9 protein-coding genes are annotated in these 12,692 nt (G+C 37.4%); 3 read left to right on the top strand and 6 right to left on the bottom strand.

All coding sequences use genetic code 11. The features are described 5' to 3' along the window. Positions 1–359: 359 nt before the first annotated feature. Positions 360–1,787: an NB-ARC domain-containing protein gene (locus VB693_RS19530; protein WP_323267696.1), complete on the bottom strand. Its 1,428-nt coding sequence runs from the start codon at positions 1,785–1,787 to the stop codon at positions 360–362. Positions 1,788–1,949: 162 nt separating this feature from the next. On the opposite strand from VB693_RS19530, the gene VB693_RS19525 reads away from it, so the two are divergent. Both VB693_RS19525 and VB693_RS19520 read left to right on the top strand, forming a co-directional pair. Next, the gene (locus VB693_RS19525) at positions 1,950–3,797 is read left to right on the top strand and encodes a protein kinase domain-containing protein (RefSeq protein ID WP_323267695.1); all 1,848 of its coding nucleotides are present in this window, start codon (positions 1,950–1,952) and stop codon (positions 3,795–3,797) included. A 36-nt stretch (positions 3,798–3,833) separates the two neighbouring features. Then, positions 3,834–4,829, top strand: coding sequence for a hypothetical protein (locus VB693_RS19520; protein WP_323267694.1), 996 nt, complete (start codon positions 3,834–3,836; stop codon positions 4,827–4,829). On the opposite strand, the gene VB693_RS19515 is transcribed toward VB693_RS19520, so the two are convergent. From VB693_RS19515 to VB693_RS19495, 5 genes are all read right to left on the bottom strand, one after another. Further along, a complete protein-coding gene (locus VB693_RS19515; protein WP_323267693.1) occupies positions 4,790–7,237 on the bottom strand; it encodes a CHAT domain-containing protein in 2,448 nt (815 codons plus the stop codon). The genes VB693_RS19520 and VB693_RS19515 overlap by 40 nt on opposite strands. Next, positions 7,237–9,681: a filamentous hemagglutinin N-terminal domain-containing protein gene (locus tag VB693_RS19510; protein WP_323267692.1), complete on the bottom strand. Its 2,445-nt coding sequence runs from the start codon at positions 9,679–9,681 to the stop codon at positions 7,237–7,239. Before VB693_RS19510 ends, VB693_RS19515 begins: the two co-directional genes overlap by 1 nt. A 28-nt stretch (positions 9,682–9,709) precedes the next feature. Next, complete coding sequence (locus VB693_RS19505) at positions 9,710–10,171, bottom strand: GNAT family N-acetyltransferase (RefSeq protein WP_323267691.1); 462 nt, start codon at positions 10,169–10,171, stop codon at positions 9,710–9,712. 553 nt (positions 10,172–10,724) lie between these two features. After that, positions 10,725–10,982, bottom strand: a complete 258-nt coding sequence (locus VB693_RS19500) for a hypothetical protein (RefSeq protein WP_323267690.1) — start codon at positions 10,980–10,982, stop codon at positions 10,725–10,727. Positions 10,983–11,062: 80 nt separating this feature from the next. Beyond that, a complete protein-coding gene (locus VB693_RS19495) occupies positions 11,063–11,326 on the bottom strand; it encodes a hypothetical protein (protein WP_323267689.1) in 264 nt (87 codons plus the stop codon). Between the two features lie 442 nt (positions 11,327–11,768). Between VB693_RS19495 and VB693_RS19490 the strand changes: the two genes are divergently transcribed. After that, positions 11,769–12,653 carry a hypothetical protein gene (locus VB693_RS19490; protein WP_323267688.1) on the top strand — a complete coding sequence of 295 codons (885 nt, stop codon included), beginning with the start codon at positions 11,769–11,771 and terminating at the stop codon, positions 12,651–12,653. Positions 12,654–12,692: the final 39 nt, after the last annotated feature.

Here is a 12,692-nt window from a genome sequence, read left to right as displayed (position 1 = left end):
CAAACTATCAGCCGCTATCTTCGTCATTGGTAGATTAACCCCGCTCTGATCTTATTCAATTGTTTCAACTTTGGGCAAAGCGTTCCTCCTTAGTGCGTTTTGCCTACATTTTTGTGTATTGGTCAGCCTTATCTTACAAAAATTCGCGTCTTTTCGCATCTAGCAAAATTCTGATTATGTACTTTCGTTACCTCCATATAGTTGTTCTTTCTCAAGCTGACAGGGGCTTAGTTGTCGTTTCTGCCCTGGGGTTGCGCTCGAAAACTTGTATGTTGGGTTTACCTAAGACGAACCCATGTTCAGTGTGATTGCTGCTATCCGTTGAAAGTCTGGGTTACCTATAATCATAATTACCTCTGTTACGATGCAAATTTTAAATTTGAAGAGTTGAGATTATGCAGCAGACCTAACTTGTCTGTAAGAACATATTTTTTGATAACAGGTTGAAGTGTAAAGCAAATCTCTTTAGAAATTAGGTTTTTGTCACTTTCAATTAATGACATTCTTTCCAAAAATTCTAATGTTTTTACTATGTCTAAAGTAGAAATAGATGTTTTATGTATAATTTCAAAATCTTTTAATATTTTACTAATCGTAATTTTTCCTGTTCCTTCAACTGTTTTTTCTGCCAAGTAAACCATAATCTGCTTATGGATATCATCTAACGTAGTTCCCACTATTTCGTTAAGTATACTTTCAAGCTTTTGGCTGACAAGGGTAGTTGGAGCTTCAAAAAATATTTCTGTACTACCAAACATATTATGAATACGATTAGCCACATCATTTAACTCAGCAGGATTACCACGATAAGTTTGAATTAATTGATTACATCTTCTGGGATCGGTGATTCCTTTTTGAGCTAAAAACTTCATGGCTGCATCTGTATCTAAACCTTTGAGTTTTATAAATGTAAAAGGTCGTTCAGTGTTGACTAATTCCGCAAATTCATCGAATAAAACTCGGTTAGTTAATATAATACAGCTTTGGTGATTTTCTTCTACTAAACGTCTGATAAAAATTAAAGATTCTAATTTGAGTTGTGGATTATGAGGTAAGATTTCAAATTCATCTAAAACTATTAGACAGCGTTTTTCTTTGAGAAACTTGAGCAATAAAGTAATTTTTGCTTGAGTGTAATGTGGCTGCGTAAAATGAGGGTCAAGAACTTCCAATAATTCGGCTATCAAATCGTCAACTATTGGTGCATGAGCCACTGATTTCCAGATTAAATAATCAAAATTAAAATTCTTGTCTGTACTAATATCCGTGATTAATTTTGCTGCTAATGAGCTTTTACCAATGCCTGCAACTCCTACCAGTGATATACAGTTGTATTGCTGTGTTGCAATTATTTGTTTTAAGTGGGTGATTTCTTTTGTTCGACCATAAAACCGAGAAACATCAGGTACTTTACTCCCCTTGATTAAATCCTGAGTCATAAAAGTTTGTATACAAGTTCGCAAATTTCGTTTGCATACTTGTTCGCCATTACCAATAATTTCTGTTAGTAATTCAAATAATGTGATTGCTACTCTACGGTGCAAATAATTTTGTTTATAGGCTGAGTTTTCAGACATTTCTTCATAAGTCAGGTCATGCCAAGCCCCTCTAATCACAACAATTTCTGGCTCAGACAGGAACTTCGTTCGTGCTTTGTAAACTAAGTCATTCAAAACATCTAAAGCTTCCTCTAAAGTTACTTTTTGTAAATTTTTACTCTCTGCATGGATATCTGACCGTGCTTTAGCAAAAGATGAATCCGATTGTAAAGAAGCACTATAAGCCATAAATTGCCAGTTAGTGATGCTAGAGTGTATCTCAGACCTCATAATAATACATCATGTGTGACCTTTTAGCTACTACAACAGTAAAGTCACTGAAAATATTTTGCTATCGTAACCGAATTCATAAAATAGTATTTATTTATACAAAAAAACTTGAGATTGGATGTGAAATACTGTATCAACCCACTGTGTGAAGCTAGAGAAAATCTAGATGATGTAGAAAATTGTCTGGCTTGTGGTACTCCTTTGCTGATCAATGGACGAATTCGGTTAATTCAGCCGTTGAGAGAACTGACAGAAAATCCCTATGTACGCATTGAAGTTTTTGAAGTACACGATGCTGGGACTAGGTGGGATACAGTGAGCAGAAGAAGAATTATGAAGGTTCTTAAATGGGGAAATGCTAAGAATGTGGAATTGTTCGAGAGAGAGTCCCAAACTTTGAGGCTTATAAATCACCCGTGTATCCCAAAAAGTACAATAGATGATTTTTTTACTTTTATTCCCAATAATAGCCCACTAAAATTGCGATGCTTGGTGATGGATAAAATTGAGGGAGAAAACTTGCAAAAATGGATACAGTCAAATGGGCGTATTTCTCAATCTTTAGCAATTAAGTGGCTGAAACAGTTAGTGGAAATTCTTGATGTAGTACACCAAAAAGAGTTTTTCCATAGAGATATCAAACCAGCTAATATTATTGTTCAACCAGATGGACGAATGGCATTGGTTGATTTTGGAGCGGCACGAAGAATTACTGATACTTATTTAGCCAAATTGGGTGTCAGTGGTGAAACTAGCACTAGCATAGAAAATTATGAAATTACGGCTGTTGTTTCACCTGGTTATACTCCATTAGAGCAAATCAATGGCAAGGCATTACCACAATCAGATTTTTATGCTTTAGGAAGAACATTTGTATATTTGATTACAGGGAAACCTTTAATTCAATTACCTATCGATAAAAAAGGACACTTAATTTGGAGAAAAGCAGCACCGCAGATTGACAAACCCTTTGCTGATTTTCTCGATGAATTGATGGCTTCCTTCCCAGGGAATCGTCCAGCAACTACTCAAATTATTTTGCAAAGACTAGAAACTTTGCCTTTGCGTTCTAAAATCAATCGAATAATTAACTCGCAGTTATTTAAAATTAGTGCGGCGGCTGTATTTTGCTTAACTATTTTAGGTATATATAATGCGTTAATTCCCGTCAGAATAGATTATCTACTGAATGAAGGCAAGAAAGCTCAACAAGAAAATCGATTTGATGATGCCCAAAAGAAATTTCGTCAAGCAGTTAGTATCAAACCTGATGTAGCAAAATTAGTATCTGATTTTTACTTTGAACAGGCAGATCGACGGAATATTTCTCTTGAAAATGCCAAAAAATATTATGAACTAGCTATTAAATATAATCCCCAAAATGATGTTGCATACAATAATTTAGGATTAGTATGTCAAGGATTACGAGACTTCCAGTGTGTTGATAAGAGTTATGCAGCAGTATTCAAATTAAAACCTAATAGCTGGGAGGCTCATTATGGCTTAGGAAACTTTTATGATGATTTAGGTAAATACGATTTAGCAGAAAAGCAATATAGATTAGCTATACAAAATAGTGAATTAGCTCTAGATGCTGTCAGCAATTTAGCGAGAATCAAAAATATACAAGGGGAATATGATGCGGCTATAGAAACGGCAAGGCTTGGATTGACAAAAGCCAAAGAGCCTGAGTTAAAGGGAGCTTTATATAAGAGTATAGGATGGGCTAAGTTTGAGCAGAAGAAATATAAGAAAGCCAAAGAATATTTAGAGAAAGCACAAAAACTAGACTTTCAAAGAACTGATACTTATTGTTTACTTGCTAAGACACAAGAAGCTTTAGGCGAGTTTGATCAGGCTTGGGTTAGATGGGAGGTTTGTTTATTGACCAAATCAGAACTGCCAGAAGTATTTAAGTGGAGAACGGAAGTATTAGAAAGAATTAAACTGCAAAAGTCCCGAAAATGATAGGATTTTGTTATAAATATTGAAAATTAAGTACCAATGATAAAAAAGCTTGTAAGTCTCCCAATAATGTTAGTAGGGTTGTTAGTACCGTTTCTATGTGAAAGCATTGTATGGGGGTTAGAAGCTCAATCACTAATAGCAAGTGGTAGTTGTATCAAACCAATAGGGCGGGTAATCAAATCTCTTAAAAGTAGACAAATTTGCGAAGCAGATGAAATTGAAGTTAATGATAATGCACTAGTAATATGTTACTCTAACCAAAAATTTATCAACCTTCAGTCGGGATTGTACAAAGCAGCATCAATTTGTACTTTGCCAGAAACTAGCACGAGGCGAAGATGTACACCAATAAACCGACAAGACTGCCCAAATCGCAAGGGGCCAGGAGAAGATGATAACGTACCAAGTATCATTCAACCTTATGGCAATATATTGATAGAGAATAGGCCTTTAATATCGTGGTCGGCTGTGGCAGGAGCGACTAGCTACTCAGTGCAAGTGAAGAATGGAGATATGCGTTGGGAGAAAGAGTTAGAAGGCACAACATTAACATTAGCCTACCCTGAAGATCAACCAGAATTATTATATGGTACGGCGATTAGAATTGTGGTGATGGCAAACAAAGGCAAAGAGCCGATCAGTTATGATAGTTTAGTCGTGCATTTATTACGTGAAGAAAAAGTAACACAAATAAATCAGGCAGTTGAACAAATTAAGAAATTAGGATTGTCGGCTGACGAAGCAGCCTATCTTGATTTAGATGCAGTTTATATGTCTGAAGACATCCTCAACAAAACAATTGAGATGTTGGAGGAACGAGTGGCAGCAGGTAGTTTTAATCCTAGTGTGTATAGAATATTAGGAGATCGCTATATAGAAGCATGGTTGCCCGAAAAGGCAAAGAGTGCATATATAAAAGCACTTCAACTAGCTAGATTTCAAAAGAACTTGGAAGAAGTAACACTGGCTCAGGAACGTTTGCTTGCGCTATCTCAAAGCCAACTACCAACAAGAATAAATCCTGCCCAGTAATAAGGATGTTGGTACTGAGGATTTGATAGTAAGCTCAATTGTGCTTGTCGGAGAGCTTCTGCTTTAGTAAGGTTGTTGTTGAGACCTTTGTAGAATTCTTCGACAAGCATAGATGTAGATTCTGCATCAACTAACCATAAGCTAGCAACGGTAGTACGTGCGCCAGCTTGTGCAGCAACTCCAGCAATACCCAAGGTAGAGCGTTTGTTACCTTTAGCAGTTTGGCAAGCACTTAAAACCAACAATTCAATAGGGTCTTGATTATTTTGTACCTTCAGCCAACCATCAAATTCTCGAATATTAATAGGTCTATCCCAAGCTAAGAGTACCGTGCGTTCAGGGTCAGAACTAAATTGACCGTGGGTAGTAACATGAACAATGGGAAATTTAGCAGCTTTTAACTCTTGTCGAAATCTAAAACTTGTAAAATCCTCATTGAGTAAGTTGGTGGATTCCCTGGTTTGTTGTTTGACATCGAATGCTTCTTTGACAACTTCAGGTAAAGGTTTTAAATCTTGTGGTGCATTAGGCGCATTAAAACTGGGGCTAGTTTTAGATAGTCCAGCAATTAAGGCTTTGAATTGTTCTTGAGTTAAGGGTCGAGGGGGACGGATTTGAGAACCAGGTGTTGTCGCAATACTGTAATGCTGGATTAAATAATCTTTGCCATCATGCAGCAAACCCATAGGAATACTTTGAAAGGATTTATCAAGGGTAAAAAGCAGTGTTCCAGAAGATGGAAGATATTTCTTGATAGGTGCAATAAGTTGCTGATAGAGAGTTTGGGAATAAGAGAGAATAGCAGGCTCTTTTGTAGCAGCCAAGTTCTGAGCTTGCAAACTCTCTAAAAAACTTTGAACATCATTTCTGATGGTTTTGCTATCTACAGAGTGACGATGTAGAGAATCGTCAGATGATTGCATAATTACTTCTATGTGATCACCTAAATCGATAATATTAATGATTGCTGGCTTATTGGGTAAGTTTTTCAGATTACTTACAGAAATAAAGTCAAGTTTACCACAGCCAAGATAGTTCTCTAGTTCGGCTAATTGCAGTTTTTCATAGGTTTGAACTACCGTTTTCAAGTTAGGATTAGGACTAGCCAAGAGCAACCAAAGATAATCTCGATACACAGGTTCTATATTTTCATAAAAAGAAAACTGCAAGTCTACATTACTTAATAAAAGATTATCTCGAATATTGCTCCAATTTTCGACTGCTGCACCGTAGTATTTAATGGCTTTACTGTAATCTCCTTGTTGCTTGTATAGATTACCTAGTTGTTGTTGCCATTGGTAAGCAATATTCCCATCTTGAATAGATTGGGCTAAACTTAGTGCTTGTAGGAAGTAAGTCTCGGCTTGTTCTGGTTTTAATTTGCCTAGTGTTCCTAAACTATATGAAATTAATCTCTTATTTTTGAGATAATTAGCTGTTTTCAAAGCATTTGACGCATATTTAATAGCTAATAAATGTAAATTCTTGTCGGGAATTTTATTCAGGCTATTAGCAAAATTTAGACGAGCATAAATAGATTCACTAGCTGATATTTTATCAAAAAATGAAGGGTTGTTTGATAAAATACTTACAATGGCTTTAATTTGATTTTCATATTGATTATTGTTTGACCGTTTACTAAAGTCTAAAAGTAAATTTAAGTTTTGAAGTAGAGATTGTAATTTTACGCTAGTAGATGTATGTTCAGTATGAATAATTTGCTGATATATGTCAGTTGCTTCTAAGGCTTTTTGTTCAATTACATTAAATATAGTTTTTTGAAAAGCTGGTTCTTCTATTTGAACATACTTATCTTTCAATTGTTTATAAAAAGCAGATTTTGTATTACCTAAACTTAATAAAACTGAACTGTTGTCAAAGTTAGATGTTTGTTTAGATAGCAGTAGAGTGGTTTGTAGAACTTTTTCTGATTCCGAAAGTTTTCCTAATCTACGTAAAATATTCCCTAAATTCTGCAATCCTAACAGATTTACAGATGAAGGTGTTTGTTTTTCAAAAATGGCTAGCAGTTGTGGTTCTTCAGTAGCTTGTCTTGAGGATGTATCACAGATTGCAGAGTTTAATTTTAAAGCTTCTACCAGAATATTGCAGGCACGAGGAGATAAACCTAAAGATTGTAATGCAACACTTTGATTAATGAGACTGCCTGTAATTCCTTCATCATCTTTTAGTTGACGATAAATTTGTGTCGCTTGTTGCCAACTTTGCAATGCTTCAGATGCTTGTCCTTGATTTAATTGTTCTTGTCCTCTTTGAATTAATAGTTCTGCTTGTTGTAGTTGGTTATTATTAGCTTGGGCTAGTAAGACGAATGGCTGACTGATAACTATCAAAAAACTAGTAATGCCTATGAGCAGATATTTCCGTAGATATCGATTTTTAATCATTAGCCTGTGTTGTTTGTGTCAGAGTCACAAGAGTTAGCAGATTGAGTTGCATCAGGGTTAACTATATTGGCTTGGGCGGTGAGAGTGACTGAGCCATCAGGGTTTTTGACCCATCCTTGGGCTTCTACAATTTCTGTAGTATCAGGTGATGTTGTGAATTGTGAACTTTTATCGTGAGAGTTTCTCTGCCATGTTGATTGAGTATCTGGTAAATTTTCTGGATTGGGTGCTAAACCACCAGTGCCAGTGATAACGAATTCACTGTTTCCACTCGACCTTCCCTGACAAATTGAGGTAATCTCAGGTGTTTGTAAGACTATTTCTGGTTTGGCTGTAACGTCATTTAAAGAAGTATCTGCATTGATTTGCACTGTGCCATTAATTCCTCTCTCTGAACTGGCTGTAATTTGGCTGTCAGGGGATAGAAAAAGTCCTTTGGTGTTGATTTGAATATTGCCGCCACGTCCTTCAAAGGCATTAGCTGTAATACTGCTGTTGTTGGAGGCAGCGATCACACTGGCGTTGATATTGATGTTGCCGCCGTTGCCGTTGCCACTGGCGGTTGTAGTGATGGTGCTGTTATCTAATAGTAGATTTTGGGTGTTAACAAAAAGATTCCCCCCTTCACCTGATTTGGTGGCTGCGGTGATACTTCCATCATTAGCAACGTTAATTCTGTTTGCAGTGATGTTGATAGTTCCAGCGTTTCCCGTGCCTTGGTTTCGGACGGAGACTAGAGCATTACCCGTAATGTTTAAAACAGGAGTACTAATAGCAATGTCTCCTGAGTTTCCTGAAGGAATGGGGGCCAGGTTTAAAAAATTTTGTACAACTTGAGACTCAATATTAGCAGAAGAAGTTACTGAGGTAGAGTTTGGAGAATTAGGTGTTGTGCCTTCTATGTCTACGGAATTGGAAGCATTGATAGTAATACTTCCACCATGACCGCTTGCAATAGTAGAAGAGTCAATTTTAGCACCATCTCGTACTATCAATTTTGATGTATTAATTGTTAAATCACCTGCATTACCTGTATTAGTGGATGTAGCAGATAGAACGCTTGACTGAAATGTATATGGTGCATACCCTTCTATCATTACGAAGTCAGTTGCATTGATTGTCAAATTTCCTCCTCTACCAAAGCCTAATGTTGGAACTCCTATTGAACCACCATTTGTAGCAATCAGTTGTGGCGTTGAAATCAGAATGCTGCCAGAATCACCTGAGCTAAATGTTCCAGCACTAATCAGGCTAGAAATAGCAGGATTGCGAGGTGAAAACCCGACTACATTCACGGAATCAGAAGCATTCACGATTACGTCGCCGCTTTTGGCAGGGCTAAAAGTCAAAGAATTTATCTGCCCTCCATCTTGAAGGGTTAGCCTTTGAGTTGATATTATTATGTCTCCAGCTTTACCAAATCCTAAAGTTTCATTCCGTAAGCTACCAGCAATCCTAGCAATTGGATCAGTACCACTTATGTCTAAAGAGTTAGAGGCATTTATGCCTATTTTGCCTCCTGTTGTTAATCCTTGGTTTTGAATTAAAATTACAGAACCATCATTAAGTCTGATATTTCGCCCTTGTACTTGTACGGAACCGCTATCAAGGCCACTAGCATCAACTAGAGAGCGTTTTGATAGTTGAATGTCCTGAAAAGAAGTTGTATTGTCATAAGATAAATTCCAGCCGGAGGAAGTTTGTACTAGGTTGACAAAACTATTATTTCCCACGCTGCCTAGTTCAACCCGTCCACCTTCAGCTACTATCATGCCGCCGTTTGAAATTATATTCCCCCCAACCAATGCTATTGTCCTGGTTGGCAGGACTCGCAAACCTATTAAGTTACTCCGTCCGATTGCGGGAGAGAATGGTGAACCAATCAAGTTGTGTCCTATTCCTTCGACACGGATTGCTTGAGGGTTGCTCCTAAATTGTAGTCCGATAGGTGTGCTGATAGTAAGTATCGGTGGAACTTGGGGTTTACTAACTATGAACTCAAAGCCATCCGCAAATTTGATGCTGTTTGCAGTACTGCCAATGAATGAACCACCAATATTTAGCTGGGCATTTTGACCAAAAACAACTCCATTAGGATTGATTAAAAATAGATTTGCTGAACCGTTAGCATGAATCAGTCCATCAATACTAGAAACGGAATTACCAGTGACTCGGCTTATAATATTTTGAACATCTGATGAATTGTTAAAATAAGCAGATATCCCATTAGAGACAGAAAACTCTTTAAAACTATGAAATAAATTCCCTCCACTTTTAGTTCCATTTTCTATAAAAATAGAATTATTATCTAATTTTATCTGGGTATTATTAGGTAATGTGGTGTCTGGAATAATTTGAGATTGAGATGGAAAAATAGTAGATATATTGTAGGCTAAAACAATAGCAGTAATTTTCAACAAGCGATAATATCTGTACTTCATCATCGAAGTTATTGTATTTAGTGTAGTGTAGTTAAATTTTATATTTCATAAAAACTACAAAGTTCTTAAAAATTTTTTGCCTTAATTGGGATAAAAAAAACTTGGATTTAAGTGAATCTGGTAAATCATCATAATCAACTATTGTAAAACATCTTTTTAGATAAAAAATCATTAGTTCTTTTGTTAAGCATTTTAGATAAAGAGGTCGATTAGCTTGAGTTATTAATTTTTTGATTAAAAAAGTTCCTAGTCCTTGATTTCTAAAATATGGTGCTACATATAAACTGCCTAACTCTTGTGCAAGGGGATAATTCCGTAGTTGTCCAAATGCTACTAAATGACCATGATATTCAATTACTAAAAATTGCTGCCAGTTCATCTGTGTTGGGTCGAGTCGAGCTTTAAAAATTAAAAATACAATCAACCAAATATCACGGGGCTTGGCTTTTCTAAAAGTATACCCAGGTGATAATAATAAATTAGTCTGTGTCATAGAGATGAAAATTTAATAATAATTAATCAATTGGTAAAAAAAATATTCTAGCTAACATATAACTTATTACATAAGAATAATAACATATAGGAATCATACTTGAATTTTACTAAAGATACTGAATAACAAACCTTTGCATGGTGAGCTTTTAGCCAATTTAGTTTTTCAGAAATTCAATATGATTCCTATAGGCACAGAAGACATAAACAAAAAGAATTTTATAAACTAAAGCTACATGATTTATCGAGCTATTAGCGGTGATAATATTGCCTATGGAAAAGCATCTGGATGTAAAGAAGATATTTCGGCAATTTATTCTGACTCCTAAATTCTGAATTCTATTTGCTAAAACTAGTGAGACATATTATCAGAAAGCGATTCAGAAAGATAGTTAAAACTTTTTGCCCAAAAATATTTGGTGCAGCCCAAAATTCAGGAAAATCAACAAAAAGATAGTTGCGTGATTGACAATTTTATGATGTAAGTAGGTGCTGAAGATAAATCTTTTGATAGACAATTGCGAAAAGTAGCAAATAGCGAATTATTTAATCAATCAATTAATACCTTGTCTTTTGAGTAACAACCATTGAGTGAGAACAGCGAAACCAGCTAAGATGATGGTGAAAAGACCGAGTAGAATAGCGATATCTTTGGTTTTGAGAAGATCCCAACTGAAGGACAACAGGACAGAGAAAGTTACCAAAGCAGCGAAGAAGAAACCGACAGTAAAAGCCAACATATTAGCAACAGTCCACCAGCCCCAAGCAAGACCCAGGCGATACCTCAACAGTCGGGCTTGCACAGCAGACATTGCTCCCCACAGAAGTATTGCACTGCAAAAAAAACCATCCATTGATTTGCGGTTATCGAAAACTATCCAACTTGAAGCAATTAATCGCAGAAGCTATCAACACGAAGCTCGCGCCAAATATCGGAAGCTTGCCAGCCGGAGTTACCCGCAGATGGGAGTGTGGGGTAGTCTTGCACTGGAGTATAGTTTTGCAGATATTCTGTGGCTGGGCCTTCTGTATCTACAGATTGCTCTAGATCAACGATTGGTTGTGAAGGATTGATATCCTCAATTAGTTCTTGTGGTGGCTGTGGGGGGATGGCTTTTTTGAGAGTGAGAAGTTCAGGTTTTTTGGTGGGTTTCATATTGAAAGAGATTTTAATAATTTTTACAAATGGCAAATGAAACGTTGGATTGCAATTAAGTTAATGACCTTTGGGGGTTTAAGTCCCCTCTGCCTCTATAGGCGGGGCGTTTTCATGCCTCAGTTAAATCCCCGTCACAAAACGTAATTGCGTTAGCGGAGCGGGGCGTTAGCCCATTGCGTTAGCGTAGCGGGACGTTAGTCCATTGCGAATTGGTTTAATGACCCATTTATAGTGTTGGATTGGAGCGAATTTAACAAGTGGTGAAAACAAGATAATTTGTTCGGTCGAGTAAATCTGCAAACACTCATAAATGCAAAGATAGAAACAGAATAAAAACCCCAACCTCAGTAAAAGGATGGGGAGTAGGTAAAATAAGATTACTTGCCATGATCATACAACTAAATACTGGTTCAACCACCTTTACGCAAGAGGTGGAACAATGAACAAACCTCCATCTCGTAAGCAGCCAAAACCGACAAAGGATAATCTGCAATCAGTCACTATTGATGTGGCGGCGGTCGAAGTACCAGAGTTGACCACCGAAGAAGAAAGCGATCGCCTGCACTTGGAGCGAAAAGTCGAAAGGGCATTCTATGAGGCGGGGAAGGCGTTGATGGAGTTACGCGATCGCAGATTGTACCGTTCCACACACCGAACATTTGAGGAATATTGCAAAGACAGATTTGGATATAGTCGTGATGCGGCGTACTTGAAGATTTCGGCTACTGAGGTATATGAAAATATTCAGAAATTTTTGCCGACCATTGGTCGGCAAATTCCAATGCCGACCAATGAACGTCAATTACGCCCGTTAGCTAAAGCCGAGTTAGAACCGAATAAGCAAGCCAGCGTTTGGGAGCAGGCAGTAGACCAAGCTGGCGGGAAAGTTCCTTCAGGTCGGGTAGTCAAGGATGTTGTAGACAGAATCCGAGAGAAAACTAAAGTCCCCAATCCCTACCGAGTGGGAGAAATCTGCATACTTCAGCCCAAAGATAATCCAGAGTTGCGGGGGAAAAGCGGCTGTTGGGGTGTGGTGACTCACGTTGGAGAATACAGTTGTACTATACAGTGTGGGGATGGTGATTACACAGCAAAAGTAGAACATCTGAAGTCCCTGGAATTACTGGAAGAAGATTGCAAATTCATGGAGCAGTTATGTATGCGGCTGCGGCGGTTGTATGAAGTGGGCGGACGTGACCCCGCAGTAGATTGGCTGTTGCAAGGGTTGGGGAAGCAAGCGAAGCCTTATCTGTCATCGTTGCAGGCGAAACTGCTGGGGGCGGTGGAACGAGAGTACAAGATTGAGTGGAGGACGCAGAAGTAATGCAGCAATGCCACAAATTAAAAGTAGTGCATCTTTGTC

This window comes from Anabaena sp. UHCC 0399 (assembly GCF_034931465.1).
GTDB classification, from domain to species: domain Bacteria; phylum Cyanobacteriota; class Cyanobacteriia; order Cyanobacteriales; family Nostocaceae; genus Trichormus; species Trichormus minutissimus.
Note: the sequence above shows the minus strand (reverse complement) of the source record. Positions and strands in the feature narration are given on the sequence as shown.